Source organism: Pseudomonas palmensis (assembly GCF_049942755.1).
In the GTDB taxonomy this organism is placed as follows: domain Bacteria; phylum Pseudomonadota; class Gammaproteobacteria; order Pseudomonadales; family Pseudomonadaceae; genus Aquipseudomonas; species Aquipseudomonas palmensis.
In genome coordinates this window covers 2975510-2996705 of sequence record NZ_CP187958.1, presented here as the reverse complement: position 1 = coordinate 2996705, position 21196 = coordinate 2975510, and the positions used below count along the sequence as shown (strand labels likewise).

Below are 21196 nucleotides of genomic sequence, written 5' to 3'. Positions count from 1 at the left end.
CTTCTCCCACTCGGAACAGGAGGCACCTCGGTATGCACGACAGCGAATGTTTCGATTTCGCCATCATTGGCGGCGGTATTGCGGGGGCCTCCCTGGCCTATCGCCTGGCTGGGCAAGCCAGGGTCGTGGTGCTCGAGCGCGAGAGCCAGCCGGGCTATCACGCCACCGGTCGTTCCGCAGCCATGTTCATGGAAAGTTACGGAACACCGCAGATCCAGGCCTTGACCCGCGCCAGCCGCACTTTCTATGAACAACCGCCCGCTGATTTCACCGAGCATGCGCTGCTGGAGCCTCGCGGTTGCCTGTATGTCGCAGGCCAGGGGCAACAGCCTCTGCTGGAACAGACCTTCGCTGCCAGTGCAGCACAGGCTGGCAATGTGTCGTTGATCGATACCGAGCATGCGCTCGCGTTGGTGCCGTGCCTGAACCCGGAAGCAATGGTTGGCGCGATGCTCGAAACCGACGCCTGCGATCTGGACGTGCATGCACTGCACCAGGGCTTCTTGCGCGCCATGCGCCGTGCCGGTGGTGTGCTGCAATGCGATGCGCAACTGAGCGTCGCCAGTCGCGAAGGCGGCCACTGGCACCTGACCCTGGCCGACGGTCGCCAGCTGCGCGCGCGCACGCTGGTGAATGCCGCAGGCGCCTGGGCTGATGAGGTTGCGCAGCAGTGCGGCGTGAAGCCCATCGGCTTGCAGCCCTGCCGACGCACAGCCTTTACCTTCGACGGCCCCCAGGGCATGGATTTCTCGCGCTGGCCCACGGTGATCGGCATCGACGAAAGCTTCTACTTCAAGCCCGATGCCGGCCAGTTGCTGGGCTCCCCGGCCAACGCCGACCCCGTGGCGCCCCATGACGTGATGCCCGAAGAGCTGGACATCGCCACCGGCATCTACCACATCGAGGCCGCCACCTCCCTGACCATCCGCCGCCCGCGTCACAGTTGGGCCGGCCTGCGCTCGTTCGTCGCCGATGGCGACCTGGTGGTCGGCTGGGACAATCACCGCGAAGGCTTCTTCTGGCTCGCGGCACAGGGCGGCTATGGCATCCAGTCTGCGGCCGGCGTGTCGCAACTGGCCTGCGCACAGTTGCTCGATCAGCCGCTGCCCCAAGCACTGCTTCATCAAGGTGTCGAGCCACAGCGCCTGGCACCTGCCCGCTTGCGTTAATCATTCATCACCTACGAGGTTCAATGCCATGTCCGAACAACTGCAGCGTTACCCCAGCCATCTGCCCTACCCGTTCTCCAAGGCCATCCGTGTCGGCGATTTCCTGTTTCTCTCGGGGCAGGTACCAATGGACCCACAGGGCAACGTGGTGCTCGGGGATATCCGCGAGCAAACCGAGGCGGTCATGAGCCGTATCGGCGAAACCCTGACCGAGTGCGGTGTGGGGTTCGATCAGGTGGTCAAGGCCACGGTCTGGCTGACCGACATGCAACATTTCGCCGGTTTCAACGAGGTGTACAAGCGCTACTTCGACAATGGCTTTCCGGTGCGCTCCACAGTCGGCGGCAGCCAGCTGGCACTGGGGGTCGACGTAGAGATCGAAGTCCAGGCCTGGGTCGGCGCCCGCTAGCACACCCTTGCCGCCTGCCACTGCGATGCCCCGGCAAGGCCACGGAAAGTGGCCCGGCCCATAAGCCCTAACAACAATAATTCGAGGGAAATCGTCATGAAAGAGAGCCTGAAAATAGCCGGCGCGTTCGTCGGTGTGATTGTCGGCGCCGGGTTCGCTTCCGGTCGGGAACTGCTGCTGATGTTCGTCGATTTCGGCGTATGGGGATTGCTCGGGGCAGTGGTCAGCGCCTCACTGTTCATCTTTCTGGGCATGGCATTGGCAGGCATGGGCAGCCGCCTGCGGGCCAGCTCCCATAAAGACGTGGTGAACGCCCTGTGCGGACGCTACCTGGGTGCCTTCGTCGACCTGATGATCACCTTTTTCATGTTTGCGGTGACCGTGGTCATGCTGGCCGGTGGCGGTGCCCTGCTGGAGCAGCAGTTCGGCATCCCGGCCCTGTTCGGCAGCCTGGCGGTGACCGTGATCGTGGTCGCCATCGTGTGCCTGGATGTGCAGAAGGTGATTGGCATGATCGGCGCCGCCACCCCGCTGTTGATCCTCACGGCAGTAGCGGTGGCCCTGTATGGTGTGGCCACCCGAGGCCTGAGTTTCGGCGAGCTCGATCAACTGGCCAGCCAGCAGGACGCCGGCGCCAGCCATTGGCTGCTGGGGGCGCTGTTGTACGTGTCCTACAACATCGTGGCCGGGGTGCCCTTTCTGTCGATCATGGGCGGCACCGCAAAGACCGAGAAGCACGCCATCTGGGGTGGCATCTTCGGCGGCGCGTTGCTGGGGGTGCTGATGCTGGTGATGAGCCTGGGGCTGTTGTCGCGCCTGGACAGCGTGGCCGACCTGCCCATGCCCATGCTGTCCATCGCCACCGAGATTTCACCGGTGCTTGGCCTGGTGATGGCCGTGGTCATTTTCCTGATGATCCTCAACACCGCCGTTGGCACCCTGTACTCCTTTTCGGCGCGATTGCTGCCAGCGGGCACCCGCACGTTCCGCATCGGCTCGGCGGCCGCCGGCGCCCTGGCGTTCGTTGGCAGCCTGGTCGGGTTCGTCAGCCTGGTGGGTCAGGTCTACCCGCTGTTCGGCTACCTGGGCTTCCTGCTGATTGGCGCGGTCGTGCTTGGCTGGCTACGCGTCGGCCGCCTGGCCCAGGCTTGAGCAATGCACAGTGACGCGCTGATCGGCGCGTCACAAATTGCATCGAACCTGCCCTCTCGAAATCCAATGCCAGGCCGATATGCTTGGCAACCGAACTAGCAGCCCGCACCAGCTGATCTCTGCCGCCAAAGTCGTTTACGGCCAGCAGCGCATCAACATCAGCTTCGCCTGATTGCGGTTGCAAGACGTCCTGGCTTTCGCCAGGACGACACCGGTCGACCCCACACGACCCATTAAATTCCCGCCAATCTGCCTGTTTTCCCTACAGATGTCGGCTGATTCACATTTTTTTCGTGAAAAGCAGCCTAACCGGCTTTCGCTGCAGAATTGTCCTACAACCATCCTGTACAGTACCCAGCGCTTGATTCAGCACTCACTGACAAGCCGGCAGGGATGGCCGATACAGACGCAGCATGCGCTGGTTGTCCCGCGTCGGTTTCCGACCCTGGAAGGGACACCCTCTTGAATACTGCATCGCTGCGCCGCTCACTGCTGGCGCTTTCCATTGCCGCGGCTACAGCCACGGCCAATGCCTCTCCCGCTATCGACTTGAATCACGACCTCAGCTCCGGTGCCTACAGCAATACCGGCGATACCTTCAGCAGCGCCACCTTCAGCGGCACATCGCAGAACGCCGGCGTCGAGCTGATCGATGTCACTGTGCTGGGCAACCTGACCAACAGCGGCGCGATCAACCTCAGCGCGGCGAGTGCCACCGATATTCCCTCGGCCATTTCCCTCACCCTCGATTCCAGCATCGGCGGCAACCTGGTCAACCAGGGCAGCATCAACGTGACCGGCGAAGGCGCCATGGGCCTGGACCTGTACCTGGCCAAGATTTCCGGTGATGTGATCAACAGCGGCAGCATTGCCGTGACGGGCCAGAACGCCAACGGCATGATGATCACCTCCACCCAGTCGAGCATCATCAACAGCGGCACCATCACCGCGCGTGGCGCCGACTCGGCCGGTATCGAAGTCGAGAATGCCGTCTTCAGCGGGTCCATCACCCCGCCCTACAAAAGCAACATCAACAACAGCGGCACCATTTCGGCAGATGGCATCGGCATCCATCTGGTCAACCTGAGCGGCAGCAACCTGTTTGCGATCACCCAGACCGCCGGCCTGCTCGAAGGCGGCACTGCGGCGATTCTGGCCGAAGACAGCAACGCGCAGTCGTACTTCTACTGGTCCGGCGGCCAGGTAAAAGGCGATCTGCTGGGGCTGAGTGGCGTGCTGGTCAAAGGCGACGTGGCTTTCGGCGGTTCGACCATCCGTGCCGGCTACGTGGACATCGACGGTGGCACCCTGACCCTGCTGGCGCCGCACACCACGCTGGACGGCGATCTCGACCTCGACAGCGACACCGCACGCCTGCGTCTGCTGCTGGACAACACGACCCTGCCCGATTCACCGATTCTCAAGGTGACCGGCAACACCTACTTCTCCGCAGGTAGCCAGATCGAGCTGCAAGCCCGCTCCGACGACTTCCGCACCCCGGCCCAGGGCACCCGCTACACCCTGCTGAACTCCGGCACCTGGGAAGAGGCGCAGAACCTGTCGGTGGTCTCGTCCTCGGCGCTGCTCGAAGTGAAAAACTTCGGCATCGAGGGCCAGGATGTGAAGGCGCTGGTCGCAACCCGCAGCGATGAAGCGATCGAGCAGACCCTGCTCGGCGCCCGTGCTTCGCGCAATGCAGTCAATGCCATACAACCGTTCAAGAACACCGTGATGGGCCAGCTCAGCGAAAGCGATCCGGTATTCCAGGCCTTCGCCAACGCCAGCAGCGATGCGCAACTGGCCAGTCTCGCCGAAACCCTGACCCCGGATGTCAGCCGCGGCGTGATCAATGCCGCCACCAGCAGCCAGACCCTGGTGGGCAACGCCGTCACCCGCCGCTCCAGCAATGCCCGCAACGGCCTGTCGTCCGGTGAAGGCCTGTCGGGCACTGGCGTATGGGTACAGGCACTGTCCAGCGATGCCGATCAGGATCGTCGCCACGGTATCGACGGTTACGATGCCAACACCAACGGCATCGCCGTGGGTGCCGACGGCAAGCTCGACCCCGATACCACCGTGGGCCTGGCATACAGCTACCTGACCAGCGACGTCAAATCCGACCGGGGCAACAAGACCGATGTCAGCGGCCATGCCCTGACCTTGTACGGCAACTGGACCCTCGACAGCTACTTCGTCGACGCTTCGGTGATGTACGGCTGGAACGACAACGAGTCCAAACGCTACATCGCCGGCAGCCGCGCCAAGGCCGACTACGACAGCGAGATCTTCGGCGTCAACGCGCTGGCCGGCTACACCTTCCAGCTCGACCGCCAGGTAGTGCTCGAGCCGCAGATCGGTGCGCGCTACGCCAATGTCTCGATCGACTCGTACCGTGAAAAAGGCAGCTCGGCGGCGCTCAACGTCGGCAGCCAGCGTTACGAAATCGGCGAGATGGGCCTGGGCGCACGCCTGGCAGCCGCCTTCGACCTGGGCGTGGGTAGCCTGGAGCCGGAAGCCAAGCTGATGGCCTGGCATGACTTCATCGGCGACAAGGCCGGCACCACCTCCACCTTCGTGCTGGGTGGCACGCCATTCACCACCCGCGGCGCCACCCCGGCCCGCGACAGCTACGAGCTGGGCCTGGGCGCAACCTACCGCGTCGGTGCCTGGAGCGTGGGCGGGTCGTACAACTACCTGACCAGCAGCGGCTTCGATGCCGACACCTTCACCGCCAACGTGCGCTACGACTTCTGACCTCAACCGCCCGACACGACAAAGCCCGCCAGAAGCGGGCTTTGTCGTGTCGGGGCGTGCCTCAGATATCCAGCACGATCTTGCCGAAATGCTGGTTGGTTTCCTGATAGCGGAACGCATCGGCGATCTGCTCCAGGCCAAAGTGCTTGTCGATCACCGGGCGAAGGCCGTTGGCGTCGATGGCACGCACCATGGCCTGCTGCTGGGCACGGCTACCCACCAGTACCCCCTGCAGGCGCAACTGGCGCACCAGCGCCTGCACCAGCGGCAACTGCCCCGCTACGCCGGTGAGGATACCGATCAACGAGATGTGCCCGCCAATGCGCGCGGCAATCATCGATTGCTCCAGCGTGGCTGGGCCGCCCACCTCGATCACATGGTCCACACCACGATTGTGGGTCAGGCTGCGCACCTGCTCGCCCCAGGCCGGAGTGGTGCGGTAGTTGATCAGGTGGTCGGCGCCCAGGGCCTTGAGGCGTTCGAGCTTGGCGTCGCTGGAGGAGGTGGCGATCACCGTGGCGCCCGCCAGCTTGGCGAACTGCAAGGCGAAGATCGACACCCCGCCGGTGCCCTGCACCAGCACCGTGTCGCCTGGCTTGAGTGCGTCGTCGGCCATCAGTGCACGCCAGGCGGTCAAGCCCGCAGTGGTCAGCGTGGCCGCTTCGGCGTGGCTCCAACCTTTGGGCGCATGGGTAAACGACGTGGCACGGGCCGTCACCTGCTCGCGGGCATAGCCGTCGATGCCATCGCCCGGCACCGTGGCAAAGCCTTCGATCAGCGGCGCGCCATCCAGCCAGTCGGGGAAGAAGGTGCTGACCACTGCATCACCGACAGCGAACTCGCTGACCCCGGCGCCCACGGCCACCACTTCACCGGCACCATCGGCCATCGGAATGCGCGGCTCGGCAGGCCCCCACATGCCGCTGACCACGGCAAAGTCGTGGTAGTTGAGCGAGTTGGCACGCAGGCGCACGGTGATCTCGCCCGCCTGCGGCGCCGGCGCTTCGCACGTGCCCACCTGCACCTTGTCATATCCGCCGCCGGGTTGAACGTAAATGGCCTTGTGGCTCATGGGAAGCGCCTCGCTCGTGTCTGTAAAGGGTCAACCAGTCTTCGCCCGTGCCTGACGCAGGTCAAGCACCAGCACTTGCACAATCCGCCGGCAAACCACAATAATGCGACTAATTATCAATTACTCAGTATCCTCCGCGCCATGCCCGCACCCGATCACGCTGCCCTGCACGCGCTCTACAGCGAACACAACGGTTGGTTGAAAAGCTGGCTGCGCGCGCGACTGGGCAACGCCAGCGATGCCGCAGACCTTGCCCAGGACACCTTCATCCGGGTGCTGACCGCACGCAATGCCCAGACCATTCGTGAACCGCGCAGCTACCTGGGCGCCATCGCCCATGCGCTGATGGTCGACAAGTTTCGCCGCAAGGCCCTGGAACAGGCCTACCTCGCCGAGCTGGCCACCCGCCCGGAGCGCGTCGTCGAGTCGCCAGAGACGCGCCTGCTGATTCTCGAAACCCTGGTGGCCGTCGATACCCTGCTCGACGGCATGGGCGAACGCACCCGGCAGATCTTCCTGGCGGTGCAGCTCGAGGGCCTGAGCTACGTGGCCACCGCCGAGCGCATGGGCGTGTCGGTGACCACGGTGAAAAAACACATGATTCGCGCCATGACCCACTGCCTGCTGCTGACGGACGACTGACATGGCCCAGCCCCTGGACTACTCAACCCTGGAGGCGGCGGCCAGCTGGTACGTCAAGCTCAATGCCGCGCAGCCCAGCGAGGCCCAGGTGCAGGCCTGGCGGGACTGGCTGGGCAAGAGCCAGGCCCATGCCCAGGCCTGGGCGCGGGTGGAAAAACTGCAGCGCCAGCTTGGCCGCCTGCCCGCCGACGTGGCCCTGCCGACCCTGGCCGGCGTACGCGCACAACGCCGCGCCGTGCTCAAGACCCTGGCCCTGCTGATGGGCGTGGGCATCACCGGCTGGGCCGTGCGCGAAAGCGACACGGGCCGCGAGCTGATGGCCGGGCTGCGTACCGGCAAGGGCCAGCGCCGCCACGTGACACTGGCCGATGGTAGTCAACTGGAACTCAACACCGACACCGCGCTGGATATCGAATTCGACGGTCAGCAGCGCCTGCTGCGCCTGTACAGCGGCGAAATCATGGTGCAAACCGCCGCCGACGCCGCTGGCCGGCCCTTCCTGGTGCAAACCCCGGAAGGCCGCATCCGCGCCCTGGGCACCCGTTTCAGCGTGCACAGCGAGGGCGGCCTGAGCCGGGTCAGCGTACTGGAGCACGCCGTGGAGGTCCGCCCCGCCGATCAGCCCGGGCAAGTGCTGCGCCTGGACAGCGGGCAAAGCGTGAGCTTCGACGCGCATCAGCTCGGAGCGGTCGGTAGCGCTGCCCCCGGCACCGGTGCCTGGACCGACGGCATGCTGACCGTGATCGAGTGGCGCCTGGCCGACTTCATCAGCGAGCTGCGCCGCTACCGTCCCGGCCTGCTGCGCTGCGATGAGCGTATTGCCGACCTGCGCCTGTCCGGCGCCTTTCGCATTGACGATACCGACACCGTCCTGCAGAACCTGGGCACCTCGCTGCCGGTCAAGGTGCGCTACCTCACCCGGTACTGGGTGAGCGTCGAGCCGGTCTGAAAAAACATCGAAAACCGGGTTGCCGATTTTCATTCTCATTCGGCTACGCAGTTAAAGCGGAAAAAAAGCCGCGCCCCTGCCCAGCCAATCGAAGGAAAACCTGCATGTCCGCCCCTTGCCCGCGAGCGCCTCGCCCTCTGCTACGCGCCGTCCACCTGGCCCTGTTCAGCCTGCCGCTGGCACCGTTGCCGTTGCTGGCGGTGCTGCCGTCAAACGCCCTGGCACAAAGCGCAAGCACCCACTTCCAGATCGCCGCAGGCCCGCTGGGCACCGCGCTGAGCCTGTTCGCCACCCGCGCCAGCATCACCCTGTCGTTCGATGCGCGGCAAACCCAGGGCCTGCAATCGGCGGGCCTGCAGGGCAGCTACAGCATCGATGAAGGCCTGGCGCGACTGCTGGCGGGCAGCGGCCTGCAGGCCCAGCGCCAGTCCAATGGCGGCTACGTGCTGGTGCCAGCCGGCAACGGCGGCGCCGTCGAGCTGGGGGCCACCAGCATCGAAAGCAATACCCTTGGCGAGACCACCGAAAACACCGGCGCCTACACCACCGCCGCCACCCGCACCGCCACCAAGCTGACGCTGTCGATCCGCGAAACCCCGCAATCGGTCACCGTGGTCACCCGCCAGCAGATGGATGACCAGGGCGCGCAGAGCATCACCGACGTGCTGCGCAACACCCCCGGCGTCTCCGCCCAGGCCTACGACAGCGACCGTACCGAATTCTCCAGCCGTGGCCTGGCCATCACCAACTTCCAGTACGACGGCGTCAACACCATCTACGACGGCGTGTACGATGAAGGCACCGCGCATGTCGACATGGCGATCTACGACCACGTCGAAGTGCTCAAGGGGGCCACCGGCCTGATGACCGGCTCCGGCGACCCTTCGGCCACCGTCAACCTGATCCGCAAGAAACCCACCGCGCAGTTCCAGGCCTCGCTGTCGGGCAGCGCCGGTAGCTGGGACGACTACCGTGGCGAAGGCGATGTTTCCGGCCCGTTGAACGACAGCGGCAGCGTGCGCGGGCGCTTCGTCGGCGCGCAGCAGGACAGGAAGGGCTACCAGGACCACTACCAGCAGAAGAAAGAGGTGTACTACGGCATCCTCGAAGTCGACGTCACCCCCGACACCCTGCTGACTGTGGGTATCGACCAGCAGACCACCACTCCGCGCGGCACCTCCTGGACCGGCAACCCGGTGTACTTCGCCGATGGCGGACGCACCGACTTTTCGCGCCGGTTCAACCCGGGGGCCGACTGGAGCCGTCGCGACTTCCAGAACCGCACCTACTTCGCCTCGCTGGAGCAGGCGCTGGCCAACGACTGGAGCCTGAAGCTCAGCGTCAACCAGCTGCAGAGCGACCACGACACGCGCCTTGCCTCCGCCAGCGGCGGCAATCCCGACCGTGCCACGGGCGAAGGCATGTTCATGTTCTGGGGCCGCTGGGAAGGTCACCGGGTGCAGAACACCGCCGACATCAACCTGTCCGGCCCCTTCACCCTGCTGGGCCGCCAGCACGACCTGGTGATGGGTTTCAACGCGGCCAACTCGCGCCAGACCGGCGCCACCTGGGACACCAGCCTGGGCGGCACACCGGGCAACATCTACGAATGGAACGGCAAGATCGGCGTGCCGGACTTCCCGAAAAACGGCAAGTACGAGCAGACCAAGCGCCAGAACGGCGCGTACATCGCCACCCGCCTGCGCCCCACCGACGACCTGTCGCTGATCCTCGGCACCCGCGTCAGCACCTTCAAGTACAACGACAACTACGATTACGACGGCCTCAACCCGGTGTACTTCAGCGACAACCAGGCCGGCTACAAGCAGCATGGCGTGGTGACCCCGTATGCCGGCGTGGTGTATGACCTCAACGACACCTACTCGGTGTATGCCAGCTACACCTCGATCTACCAGCCACAGACCTACAAGGACGCAAACCGCACCCCGCTGGATCCGGTGGAGGGCGACAGCTACGAGACAGGGCTGAAGGCGGCCTACTTCGAGGGGCGGCTCAATGCCAGCCTGGCCTTGTTCCGTATCGAGCAGGACAACGTGGCGGTGCAGACCGGCACCACCAACACCAACGAGGGGATCTACAAGGCCACCCGCGGCGCAACCACCGAGGGCGTGGAGCTGGAGATTGCCGGCGAACTGCAGGAGGGCTGGAACCTGTCGGCCGGCTATACCTATGCGCGCTCTCGCGACAAGGACCACCAGCGCATCTTCGGCTCGCCGATGAGCACCACCAAGCCTGAGCAACTGCTGCGGCTGTTCACCACCTACCGCCTGCCGGGGGCGCTGGACAAGGTCACGGTGGGTGGCGGGGTGAACTGGCAGAGCGCGTTCTACGGCCAGATCTACAGCCCTACGGTGAAGGATTACACCTTCATCAAGCAGGGTGGCTACACCCTGGTCGACCTGATGGGCCGCTACCAGTACAACGACCACCTGAGCTTCACGCTCAACGCCAACAACGTGTTCGACAAGCGCTACCTGGCCGGGCTGGGCAACTTCGACACCACCTACTATGGCGAAGCGCGCAACCTGATGCTGACTACGCGCTGGGCGTTCTGATCGAAGGCCTGGGTTGATGATCCGGGCTTCTTCGCCGGCAAGGCCGGCGAAGAGGCCAGCACGGACCTACTCCAGCATCCCGTGCAACACCCCACAATCAGCCGCATGCCAATCCACCAGCTGCGGCCACGGGTTCTGCGGCACATTCACCAGCACCGTGCGCGCACCCGCCGCACGCCCGCAGTCCAGATCGAAGCGATAGTCACCGACCATCACCATCTGCGCCGGTGCCACGTCCCACGCCTGGGCCAGTTGCAGCAGCCCGCCCGGGTGCGGCTTGGGCGGAGCCTCGTCGCGGCCGATGATGTCCTGCACCGGGAAGCAGTCGGCCAGGCCGATCGCCTCCAGCGTCACATGCGCCAGCTCGCGCGCATTACGCGTCAGGATCCCCAGCCGGCAGCCCCGCGCCGCCAGCTCGCGCACCAGCGCCACCGCCCCCGGCGCCGCCTGCGAGGCCACTGCCAGTTCGCGCTCGTGCTCCAGCAGCCAGGCATGCTTGGCCGCCGCCTCTGCCGCAGGCAGGGCCGCCAGATGGGTAAGAATGTCGTCCTGCGCCGGGATGTCCAGCGCCACGCGAATGGCCGCAAAGTCATGTACGGCAACGGTCAGGGTGCCGTCCATGTCGAACACCCAGTGACGAATCGAGCGCAGGCTCATGCCCAGTCCTTGCGATGGCGAATCAGGCCTTCCTGGCACGACGAGGCCACCAGCTGCCCGGCGCGATTGAAGATGCTGCCACGGGCAAAGCCGCGCGCATTGCCCGCCCACGGGCTGTCCATGGCGTACAGCAGCCAGTCATCGGCGCGCAGGTTGCCGTGAAACCACAGCGCATGGTCGAGGCTGGCCAGCTGCATGTCGCGGTGCCAAACCGACTTGCCATGGGGCATCAGCGAAGTGGTCAGCAGGCCGAAGTCCGAGGCGTATGCCAGCATGTACTTGTGCAGCGCCTGGGAGTCGGGCAGGTTGCCGTCGGCACGAAACCACGCGTACTTCACCGGGTCGCCGGGCTTGGGGTTGAAGGGGTCCTTCTCGGTCACCGGGCGCACTTCGATGGGCTTGGCGCACAGCAGCTTGTCGCGAATATGCTCGGGCAACTGATCGGCCATGCGCTCGGCCAGTTCCACTTCCGACGGCAGGTTCTCGGGGCCGACCACCTGGGGCATCTGGCCCTGGTGCTCGAAGCCTTCCTCGTCGTACTGGAACGAGGCGCTGCAGGTGAAGATCGGCTGGCCCTTCTGGATCGCCGTCACCCGGCGGGTGCTGAAGCTGCCGCCGTCACGCACGCGGTCCACCGAATACACCACCGGCATCGACGCATCGCCCGGACGCAGAAAATAGCCGTGCAACGAATGCACGTGGCGCGCCTCTTCGACCGTCTGACTGGCCGCCGACAGCGACTGGCCCAGTACCTGGCCCCCGTACAGCTGACGAAAGCCCAGGTCCTGGCTGCGTCCGCGGAAAAGGTTTTCCTCGATCGCCTCCAGACTCAACAGGTCGACCAGATCGTCCAACACGTGGCTCATTCGAGATTCTCCAAAGCAAGGCCCAGGGCGCAAATAATACAGGGTTTGTCATTGGCGGCCTGTATGTTCTGCGATTCAGCCATGCAAGGTGGCCTGCCACTGGGCGCGGTTGATCCGGTACAGCACGTGGGGGCGCAAGGGGTGGCCGGGCTCGAGGCGCGGGTGCTCGAAGTCGCCCAGCGGATCGGGCTGCATGCCGATGGCCTGCATCACCTTCTGCGACGGCAGATTGCCCTGGGTAGTGAACGACACCACTTCGTCCAGGCCCAGCTGGGCGAACGCACAACGCAGGCAGGTCCAGGCCGCCTCGCTGGCGAAGCCCTGGCCCCAGTGGCGCCGCGCCAGGCGCCAGCCGATCTCCACCGCCGGGGTGAACGGCGCATCGAAGCTCACATTGAGCAAGCCGGTCATGCCGATGAACGCCCCGCTGTCCTGGCGCTCCAGGGCCCACAGGCCGAACCCGTACTCGGCAAAATGGCCGCGGATGCGGCCAATCAGTGCGGCGCTTTCGACCCGGTTCAGCGGCGCCGGGAAGTACTGCATCACCAGTGGGTCGGCACACAGGGCGGCGAACTCGGCGAGGTCGTCGTCCTGCCACTGGCGCAGCCGCAGCCGCGCGCTCTCCAGTTCAAGTATCGGGGTCATTGCCTGCTCCGTGATCACTGCCTTGCAGTGTACAGCGTAGGCAGGCAATGCCCGAGCGCCCAGCCTCAGAAACGGAAGTTGGCAGTCAACTCGGCTGAACGCCCCGGGGCCACCGTGGCAAACAGGCCCACGTGCGAGGCGTCGTAGATGGTTTCGTCGGTCAGGTTGAGCAGGTTGAGCTGCAGGTCGAGGTTCTTGTTGACCTTGTAGCCGACCATCGCGTCGTAGCGCCAGTAGTCGTCGACGGTGATGGTATTGGCGTCGTTCATGTAGCGCTCGTCCATGTAGTTGGCGCCAGCGCCGACTGTCCAGCGTGCATCGATGTCGTACGAGGTCCACAGGCTGAAGCTGTTGGGCGCGATGAACTTGGACTGGTTGCCGTCGTTGGCGCCGTTGCCACCGGCCTTCACCACTTCGGCATCCAGGTAGGTATAGCCGGCCCACACCGCCCAGGCATCGGTGATGCGTCCGGTGGCGCCCAGCTCCAGGCCGGTGACACGCTGGTCGCCATCCAGTGCCACCAGGCCCGAGACTGGATCGGTCACGCGTGCATTGGTCTTCTCGGTACGGAACACCGCTGCGGTCAGCGACAGCTGCTCGTTGAACACGTCCCACTTGGTGCCCAGCTCCAGGCTGCGCGAGCGTTCGGGGTCGAGGTTGGCCTTGTTGCCGTTGAGGTTGCCGGCACCGGCACCATCGGCACCACCGGACTGGGTGTTTTCGCCCGACGGGTTGGACGAGGTGCCGTAGGACAGGTAGATGCTGCCGTTGGGCAATGGCTTGAAGACGATACCCACCTGGTAGTTCCACAGCTCGCTGGACGACTCGGCGCCACCGGCGACGCGGTTCTTCACGTCGTAGTCGTCGTAGCGCAGGCCCAGGTTCAGGTCCCACTGCTCATGCAGGCCGAGCGTGTCGAACACATACAGCGAGCGGGTGTCGGTCTGGTACTTGCTGGTGACCTGGCCGGTGCCCGGCAGCAGGGTCCAGCCCCCGTCGTGCGGGTTGGGGTCGTAAAGGTCGCCCGGGCGTCCGTTGTTGCCCTGGTACTTGTCCTTGTCGGTGATGGTTTCGCGGCTGACTTCGATACCGGCTGCGTAAGTGTGCTTGATGGTGCCGGTGTCGAAGGTACCGAACAGGTCGGTCTGGTTGATCAGCGACGTGTTGACCACATTGCGCGGGCGAAAGCCCCGGGACACCAGCCCGCTCTCTTCCTGGCCCACATTGGCGAACACCGGACGGCTCATGACATAGTTCTGCATGGTGCGGCCACCGCGCAGGGTATTGCGCAGGCTCAGGTGTTCATTGAAGTCATGTTCAATGCTGAAGGTGGCAAGGTCGGCGGAAGTTTTCCGGAAGTCTCGATCCACAAGCCCGTAGAAGTTGTCGCGGTCGACCTTCACCGGCTTGTTGGTAATCAACGAAACCGGGTGGCCCTGATCGGGAATGTCGTCGGTTTGCAGGTGGTAGTAACTGGCGGTGACCCGGGTCGGGCCCTGCAGGCCCCAGGTGATCGTCGGCGCAATGCCCCAGCGGCTGACCTCGACATGGTCGCGCCCGGGGGTGTCGGCCTCGTGCTTCATCGCGTTGAGACGAAACGCCAGGTCCTGCTCGCCCAGGTACTGGTTGACATCGAGGGTGGTGCGACGCAGCTGGTCGGTGCCCAGGGTAAAGCTGCCGCCAATGAAGTCCTCGGCCTTGGCCGCCTTGCTCACCAGGTTGATCGAGCCGCCGGTGGAACCCCGGCCGCTGTAGGCCGAGCCCGGCCCCTTGACGATTTCCACGGTCTCGATGTTGAACGCCTCGTGGGAGGCGCGGCCCAGGTCGCGCAGGCCGTCGATCTGGATATCGGTACTGGCTTCGAAGCCGCGAATGAACGGGCGGTCGCCCAGTGGCGTGCCACCCTCGCCCGCGCCCAGGGTGATGCCGGGAGTGGTGCGCAGTACATCGGTCAGGGACGTGGCGCCACGCTCCTTGATCAGCGCTTCATTGATGATGGTCACGGACTTTGGCGTGTCGCGCAGCGGGGCGGTGAACTTGGGCGAGGAGGCGTTATCGACCTTGAACGTTTCATGGTGCACGCCCTTCACATCGGTGGCATCGAGTTCCACCGACGATGCGGTGGACGATGCAGCCGGTGTGGAAGTTTGCGCAATACTGGCTGTCGACCAGGAGGCTACCGCCAACCCCAGTGCAGTACACAGATGACCGGATTCAGAACGACGGCTTTTTATTGAAAGTTGTGCCATTGGTAATGCCCACCATCAGAAAATGATGCGCAATACTATTTACGAGCAATTATCACTCAAAGCCGATTTACATTATTTACGCCGCGTTTCAGTTTATGTCCGAAAGTAACAACTTATTACTTCATTGAATTGAAACTGCAACGTGCTGTTGCCCCTTGCCCCACAAGGCTTTCACATCGCCTTCACCGATTCACCACAGGCCGTTGCTTACCGTGCACACATTCTCGCGGTAGCCGGAGCGGCCCCATGTTGCACGATGCAGTACTCGACCAGACCTTGATCCCAGCCCGTCCGGGGCGACGACGACGCCTGCCTTCGGCGACGTTCCTGCTGGGCCTGTGCACCTTGCTTGCACTGGCCGTTTCAAGCCTGTGGCTGTTCAGAGGGTTGGCGATCGTGGACCTGGGTAGCGAAAGACAGATGCGCAACAGCGGTGTGTATGCCGACTGGGCCAAAGGTGAAGTCATCGTGCTGGTGCGGCATGCCGAGCGTTGCGACCGCTCGCGCAACCCGTGCCTGGATGATCCGCAAGGCATCACCCAGGCGGGTAGCCAGGCTGCGGCGCAGGTGGGCGAAGGGCTGCAGCGCCTGGGCCTGGAGCATGCCGACATACTGGCCAGCCCCCTGACCCGCACCCAGCAAACCGCGCACTTCATGTTCGGCAAGCTGGCAGCCAGTGAGGACTGGCTGCAGCAATGCAACAAGGGCTTCGCCGACAACGCCCTGGCGCGCAAGGCCGCCGAGCGCAACCTGGTGCTGGTGACCCACAGCGGCTGCATCGACCAGCTCGAACGCCAGTTGAACGTGCCCGGTGGCGAACGCTCCAGCGCCTACGCCGAAGCCGTATTCGTCTCGGTGGGCGCCAGCGGCAAACCGAGAATCCTCGGCCGCATGAACGCCCCCGAATGGCGCAAGCTGCTGGCCAGGGCGGAGCAATGAGCATGTCGCCACGCCAGTCGTTCTACCTCACCCACCTGGGCCTGCCCCTGCTGCTGGCACTGGTCGTGTTCGTGGCCTTCGACCTCACCGGCCTCGACCGCTGGTTCAGCCAGTTGTTCATCGACCCGGCCAGCGGCCAGTTCACCCTGCTGCACGACGCCTGGTTCGAGAAAGTGACCCACAAGTGGCCCCGCATCCTGCCCAACTGGACAGGCGAAGCCGCACTGATCGGCGCCCTGCTGTCCTTCGTGTGGCCGCTTTTCGCCCGCCATCCGCAGGCCGCCGCCACCCGGCTGCTGCAACGCAGCCGCATTGCCGGCGTGCTGCGCTTCACCACCCGGCACCGGCGCGACCTGCTGTTCGTGGTGGTGGCATTCGCACTGTGCACTGCCATCATTCACTACCTCAAGAGTCACACCGGGGTGTACTGCCCGGTAGAGACCACATTCTACGGCGGTACCCATCCGCGCCTGGAGTGGTACCAACAGTTCGACCTGCTGCGCAAGGCCGGTGACGGGCGCTGCTGGCCCGGCGGGCATGCCTCCAGCGGCTTCACCCTGATGGCGCTGTACTTCGTGGCCCGCCGCTGGCGCTGGGCGCACGCACGCAAGCTGCTGGGGTTCATCGTGCTGCTGGGCATGGTGTACGGCACCACCCGCGTGATGCAGGGCTGGCACTACATGTCGCACACCTTCTGGGCGGGGATCTTCGTCTGGCTGACCTGCCTGCCGACCGCGCTGTGCTTCTATGGCCGCACCGCGCTGCAGGCACCGCTGAAGGCACCGCTGGAGTTACCGGCAATACCTCTGCACGCTAACGCCATGCCAGCATCACTACGCCCAGAGTGATCAGGCTGATGCCGCCCCACTGGCGCAGGTCGAGCCGCTCGCCCAGCAGGGTAACGCCGAGCACCGCCACCAGCACCACGCTGAGTTTGTCCACAGGCGCTACCTGCGAGGCTTGCCCCAGCTGCAGGGCGCGGAAGTAGCAGATCCACGAGGCGCCTGTGGCCAGCCCCGACAGCAGCAGGAACAGGTAGCTGCGCGGCGAGATCGACCCCAGTGACTGGTACTGGCCGGTGGCGAACAGAATCAGCGCCAGGCTCACCAGCACCACCACCGTGCGCAGCAGGGTGGCGAAGTCCGAATTGATGCCGGTCACGCCAACCTTGGCAAATATGGCGGTCAAGGCGGCGAACATCGCCGACAGAATCGCCCAGAACGTCCAGGAAGCCAGCATGGGTGCACCCCTGTCGAGAACCTGCGCGCAGTGTAGATCGCTGGCGCTGGCTGTACAGCAACTGGCAAGATCGAGGCCTGCCCCGGTTAGAAGCTGCCATGCCCCTGCCCCTGATCTACCACGACGACTACAGCCCGGAGTTTCCTGCCGGGCACCGCTTCCCGATGGACAAGTTCCGCCTGTTGCGCGACCACCTGGTCGACAGCGGCCTGACCACCGATGCGGCCTTGCTGCGCCCCGAGCTCTGCCCCAGCGACATCCTCGCCCTGGCCCACGAGCGGGGCTACATCGAGCGCTACATGAATGGCGACCTGAGCCGCGAAGACCAGCGTCGCCTGGGCCTGCCCTGGAGCGAAGCGCTGGCACGGCGCACCGTGCGCGCGGTCGGCGGCTCGCTGCTGGCCGCCGAACAGGCCCTGCAGCATGGCATCGCCTGCCACCTGGCCGGCGGCACGCACCACGCCCACTACGATCACCCGGCCGGCTTCTGCATCTTCAACGACCTGGCGGTGATCAGCCGCTACCTGCTCGAAGCCGGGCGCGTGCACCGGGTGCTGATCTTCGACTGCGACGTGCACCAGGGCGATGGCACCGCGCGCATCCTGCACGACACCCCGGACGCGATCACCGTGTCGCTGCACTGCGAACAGAACTTTCCGGCACGCAAGGCCCAGAGCGACTGGGACATCCCGTTGCCGCGCGGCATGGGCGACGCCGACTACCTGAAGGTGGTGCACGACGCGCTGAACTACCTGTTGCCGCTGTACCAGCCCGACCTGGTGCTGTACGACGCCGGCGTGGACGTGCACAAGGACGATGCGCTGGGGTACCTGCAACTGACCGACGCAGGCGTCGCTGCCCGCGACGAAGCCGTGCTGCGCCACTGCCTGGGGCGCGATATCCCGGTGGTCGGCCTGATCGGCGGCGGCTACAGCAAGGACCGCCACGCCCTGGCCCGACGCCACGGCATACTGCACCACAGCGCACAACGGGTACTCGATTACCCACAATGACTGTGGAGCTGCCTGTGGATAACCTGAGCGCAAGCCCATCCGGCCCTTGTGGCACGGGGCCTGCACCGTACTGATCGTTTTTTGTACAGTGCCTGGGCGGGGCCGTGTCGGGTAGAATGCCCGCTCTTTTATCCCCAGCCTGCAGCCGCCCATGACCGATACTCCCCCAACCGCCGCCCCCCACGTTGCCATTATCGGAGGCGGGCCGGCCGGGCTGATGGCCGCCGAGGTCCTCAGCCAGGCTGGTGTGCGGGTAGACCTGTACGACGCCATGCCCTCGGTGGGGCGCAAGTTCCTGCTGGCGGGCGTGGGCGGCATGAACATCACCCATTCCGAAGCCTACCCCGCGTTCATCTCGCGCTATGCAGAACGCGAACACGACATCGCGCGCCTGCTCGACGGCTTCGATGCAGACGCGCTGCGCGCATGGATCCACGGCCTGGGCATCGACACCTTCGTGGGGACATCCGGCCGGGTGTTTCCGCGCGACATGAAGGCCGCCCCGCTGCTGCGCGCCTGGCTCAAGCGCCTGCGCGATGCCGGGGTAGTTATCCACACCCGGCATCGCTGGCACGGCTGGGATGCCGACGGCGCCCTGCGGATCACTTGTCCACAGGGCGAGGTGAGCGTGCAGGCCGATGCCGTGGTGCTGGCGCTGGGCGGCGGCAGCTGGGCGCGGCTGGGCTCGGACGCTGCCTGGCTGCCCTGGCTGCAGGCGCGGGGTGTGGATATCTCGCCGCTGCAGGCAACCAACAGCGGCTTCGAGGTAACGGGTTGGAGCGACGTGCTCAAGGGCAGGTTCGCCGGTGCACCGCTGAAGAACATCGCCCTGAGCCTGGCCGGCCAGGCGCCGCGCCTGGGCGAGTTCGTGCTGACCCAGGGCGGCGTCGAGGGCAGCCTGGTGTATGCCTGGTCGGCGCAGATTCGTGAAGCGATCAACCGCGAAGGTAGCGCGACGGTGCTGCTCGACCTGCTGCCGAACCGGCCTGTGGACAAGATCGAGGCGGCGCTGCGCAAACCCCGTGGTTCGCGCTCGATGGCCAGGCACCTGCACGGTCAGCTGGGCCTGGACGGGGTGAAGGCGGCGCTGCTGCGCGAGCTGACCGGGCCCGAGGTGTTTGCCGACCCGGCGCGCCTGGCGGCAGCGCTCAAGGCGTTGCCGATCACGCTGGTACGACCGCGCCCGCTGGACGAGGCGATCAGCAGCGCCGGCGGCGTGAAGTTCGAGGCGATGGATCGGCACCTGATGCTGACCCGGTTGCCGGGGGTGTTCTGTGCGGGCGAGATGCTCGACTGGGAGGCACCGACCGGCGGCTACCTGCTGACGGCGTGCTTTGCCAGTGGGCGAAGGGCGGGGTTGGGGGTGCTGGAGTGGCTGCGCCGGTGAGGCCGGCGCCTATAGGGTACGCACAGCCCTTGTAGGAGCCGGCCTTGCCGGCGAAAGGGCTGCAGCGCAGCCCGTGCCCAATCAAGGCTTGCGCTTGCGCGGCCCGGTATTGAACGTCGGCACCTTGCGCACCGGCTTGACCTGCGGCGCGGCTGCGGGGGTATCCCCGCTGTCGGTCCAGCGCCCCAGGCTGCCCTTGCCGCTGCCCTGCTTGGGCTTCTTCGGTTTCTTCGGCTTCTTCACCACCTGCCCGCTGGCGTCGGTTTCCGGCACCCGGTGCTCCGGCACGAAATCCGGCTCTTCATGGCGCGGCAAGGTCTTGCGCGTGAGCATCTCGATGGCCGACAGCATGTTCACCTCGTCGGCACACACCAGCGAAATGGCTTCGCCGGTATTGCCCGCACGCCCGGTACGCCCGATACGGTGAATGTAGTCCTCGGCCACGATCGGCAAATCGAAGTTGACCACCAGCGGCAAGTCGTCGATATCCAGCCCGCGCGCCGCCACATCGGTGGCCACCAGGATCTGGATCTCGCGCGCCTTGAAGCTGTCCAGCGCACGCTGGCGCGTGGCCTGGGGGCGATCGCCATGGATGCCGTCGGCGTTCACGCCCTGCGCCTGCAGGCGCTCCACCAGCGCATCCACACCGTTGCGGGTCTTGGCGAACACCAGCACCTGCTTCCAGCGCTGCTTGCGCAGCAGGTGCATGAACAGCTCGGGCTTGCGCTTCTTGTCCACAGGCACGACCCACTGCTTGACGCTGCTGGCCGCCACGTTGCGCGGGCTGACCTCGACGCTGAGCGGGTCGTCGAGCATCTGCCCGGCCATCAGGCGGATCTCGTCGGAGAAGGTTGCGGAAAACAGCAGCGTCTGGCGCTTGACCGGCAACGCCGCGTAGATCGAGCGCAGCTCTTCGGCAAAGCCCAGGTCGAGCATGCGGTCGGCTTCATCGAGCACCAGCGCCTGCAACTGGTTGAACTTGACCGCGTTCTGGCGGAACAGGTCGAGCAGGCGCCCGGGCGTGGCCACCAGCAGGTCGATGCCCTTGCGCAGTTTCATCATCTGCGGGTTGATGCTCACCCCGCCGTACACCGCGTAGGTGCGCAGCGGCAGGTGTTCGGCGTACTCGACGATATTGGCGTGCACCTGTTCGGCCAGCTCGCGGGTCGGCACCAGCACCAGCGCACGTACCGAGTTGCTGGCGACCTTCTCGCCTTCCATCACCAGGCGCTGCAGCAGTGGCAGGGCGAAGCCGGCAGTCTTGCCGGTGCCGGTCTGCGCCGCCGCCATCAGGTCGCGGCCGGCCAGCACGGCCGGGATGGCCGCCGCCTGCACCGGTGTCGGGGTGGTGTACTTGAGGTGCTCGAGCGCGCGCAGCAAGGGTTCAATCAGGCCAAGTTTGGCGAATGTCATGGCAATACCGTCTGGGGAATTCAGCAATGGCGCAAGTTTACCCTGTTCGCGCGGGTTCACCGAGC

At 65.3% G+C, this 21196-nt stretch carries 18 protein-coding genes; 11 read left to right on the top strand and 7 right to left on the bottom strand.

Annotation, left to right across the window (positions count from 1 at the left end):
• Positions 1 to 32: 32 nt before the first annotated feature.
• From ACPRTJ_RS13840 to ACPRTJ_RS13825, 4 genes are all read left to right on the top strand, one after another.
• Positions 33 to 1169 carry an NAD(P)/FAD-dependent oxidoreductase gene (locus tag ACPRTJ_RS13840; protein WP_426427017.1) on the top strand — a complete coding sequence of 379 codons (1137 nt, stop codon included), beginning with the start codon at positions 33 to 35 and terminating at the stop codon, positions 1167 to 1169.
• A gap of 28 nt (positions 1170 to 1197) precedes the next feature.
• Entirely contained in the window at positions 1198 to 1578 is a 381-nt protein-coding gene (locus ACPRTJ_RS13835) for a RidA family protein (protein WP_058540570.1), read from the top strand.
• 96 nt (positions 1579 to 1674) lie between these two features.
• Positions 1675 to 2730 carry a YkvI family membrane protein gene (locus ACPRTJ_RS13830; protein ID WP_043863850.1) on the top strand — a complete coding sequence of 352 codons (1056 nt, stop codon included), beginning with the start codon at positions 1675 to 1677 and terminating at the stop codon, positions 2728 to 2730.
• Positions 2731 to 3192: 462 nt separating this feature from the next.
• A complete protein-coding gene (locus tag ACPRTJ_RS13825) occupies positions 3193 to 5484 on the top strand; it encodes an autotransporter domain-containing protein (protein ID WP_426427016.1) in 2292 nt (763 codons plus the stop codon).
• A gap of 61 nt (positions 5485 to 5545) precedes the next feature.
• On the opposite strand, the gene ACPRTJ_RS13820 is transcribed toward ACPRTJ_RS13825, so the two are convergent.
• Positions 5546 to 6556 (bottom strand): zinc-dependent alcohol dehydrogenase family protein, encoded by a 1011-nt coding sequence (locus ACPRTJ_RS13820; protein ID WP_043863855.1) that lies wholly within the window; start codon positions 6554 to 6556, stop codon positions 5546 to 5548.
• Positions 6557 to 6697: 141 nt separating this feature from the next.
• On the opposite strand from ACPRTJ_RS13820, the gene ACPRTJ_RS13815 reads away from it, so the two are divergent.
• The 3 genes from ACPRTJ_RS13815 (at position 6698) to ACPRTJ_RS13805 (ending at position 10723) form a co-directional block, all read left to right on the top strand.
• Positions 6698 to 7198 (top strand): sigma-70 family RNA polymerase sigma factor, encoded by a 501-nt coding sequence (locus tag ACPRTJ_RS13815; protein ID WP_043863856.1) that lies wholly within the window; start codon positions 6698 to 6700, stop codon positions 7196 to 7198.
• Between the two features lies 1 nt (position 7199).
• Positions 7200 to 8147, top strand: coding sequence for a FecR domain-containing protein (locus ACPRTJ_RS13810; protein WP_426427015.1), 948 nt, complete (start codon positions 7200 to 7202; stop codon positions 8145 to 8147).
• Between the two features lie 104 nt (positions 8148 to 8251).
• A complete protein-coding gene (locus tag ACPRTJ_RS13805) occupies positions 8252 to 10723 on the top strand; it encodes a TonB-dependent siderophore receptor (protein WP_426427014.1) in 2472 nt (823 codons plus the stop codon).
• A 66-nt stretch (positions 10724 to 10789) separates the two neighbouring features.
• Here ACPRTJ_RS13805 and ACPRTJ_RS13800 read toward each other — a convergent pair whose 3' ends face one another.
• The 4 genes from ACPRTJ_RS13800 to ACPRTJ_RS13785 all read right to left on the bottom strand — a co-directional run bounded on the left by ACPRTJ_RS13800 (position 10790) and on the right by ACPRTJ_RS13785 (position 15140).
• Positions 10790 to 11380 carry an HAD family hydrolase gene (locus ACPRTJ_RS13800; RefSeq protein WP_054916361.1) on the bottom strand — a complete coding sequence of 197 codons (591 nt, stop codon included), beginning with the start codon at positions 11378 to 11380 and terminating at the stop codon, positions 10790 to 10792.
• A complete protein-coding gene (tesB, locus tag ACPRTJ_RS13795; RefSeq protein WP_043863859.1) occupies positions 11377 to 12246 on the bottom strand; it encodes an acyl-CoA thioesterase II in 870 nt (289 codons plus the stop codon). The genes ACPRTJ_RS13800 and tesB overlap by 4 nt, the downstream gene beginning before the upstream one ends.
• 75 nt (positions 12247 to 12321) lie before the next feature.
• On the bottom strand, positions 12322 to 12891 hold the full coding sequence (locus ACPRTJ_RS13790) for a GNAT family N-acetyltransferase (protein WP_426427013.1): 570 nt from the start codon (positions 12889 to 12891) through the stop codon (positions 12322 to 12324).
• A gap of 65 nt (positions 12892 to 12956) precedes the next feature.
• A complete protein-coding gene (locus ACPRTJ_RS13785) occupies positions 12957 to 15140 on the bottom strand; it encodes a TonB-dependent receptor (protein WP_043863861.1) in 2184 nt (727 codons plus the stop codon).
• Positions 15141 to 15386: 246 nt separating this feature from the next.
• Here ACPRTJ_RS13785 and ACPRTJ_RS13780 point away from each other — a divergent pair, with 246 nt between their 5' ends.
• Both ACPRTJ_RS13780 and ACPRTJ_RS13775 read left to right on the top strand, forming a co-directional pair.
• The gene (locus ACPRTJ_RS13780) at positions 15387 to 16079 is read left to right on the top strand and encodes a histidine phosphatase family protein (RefSeq protein ID WP_080922928.1); all 693 of its coding nucleotides are present in this window, start codon (positions 15387 to 15389) and stop codon (positions 16077 to 16079) included.
• Positions 16080 to 16081: 2 nt separating this feature from the next.
• Entirely contained in the window at positions 16082 to 16927 is an 846-nt protein-coding gene (locus ACPRTJ_RS13775) for a phosphatase PAP2 family protein (RefSeq protein WP_426427012.1), read from the top strand.
• Here the strand turns inward: ACPRTJ_RS13775 and ACPRTJ_RS13770 are convergent.
• Positions 16893 to 17318: an EamA family transporter gene (locus tag ACPRTJ_RS13770; RefSeq protein ID WP_350488824.1), complete on the bottom strand. Its 426-nt coding sequence runs from the start codon at positions 17316 to 17318 to the stop codon at positions 16893 to 16895. The genes ACPRTJ_RS13775 and ACPRTJ_RS13770 overlap by 35 nt on opposite strands.
• 98 nt (positions 17319 to 17416) lie before the next feature.
• Here ACPRTJ_RS13770 and ACPRTJ_RS13765 point away from each other — a divergent pair, with 98 nt between their 5' ends.
• The gene (locus ACPRTJ_RS13765) at positions 17417 to 18331 is read left to right on the top strand and encodes a histone deacetylase family protein (RefSeq protein WP_054916358.1); all 915 of its coding nucleotides are present in this window, start codon (positions 17417 to 17419) and stop codon (positions 18329 to 18331) included.
• A gap of 151 nt (positions 18332 to 18482) precedes the next feature.
• Positions 18483 to 19718: a TIGR03862 family flavoprotein gene (locus tag ACPRTJ_RS13760; protein ID WP_426427011.1), complete on the top strand. Its 1236-nt coding sequence runs from the start codon at positions 18483 to 18485 to the stop codon at positions 19716 to 19718.
• Between the two features lie 81 nt (positions 19719 to 19799).
• Here ACPRTJ_RS13760 and ACPRTJ_RS13755 read toward each other — a convergent pair whose 3' ends face one another.
• On the bottom strand, positions 19800 to 21131 hold the full coding sequence (locus ACPRTJ_RS13755; RefSeq protein ID WP_054916356.1) for a DEAD/DEAH box helicase: 1332 nt from the start codon (positions 21129 to 21131) through the stop codon (positions 19800 to 19802).
• Positions 21132 to 21196: the final 65 nt, after the last annotated feature.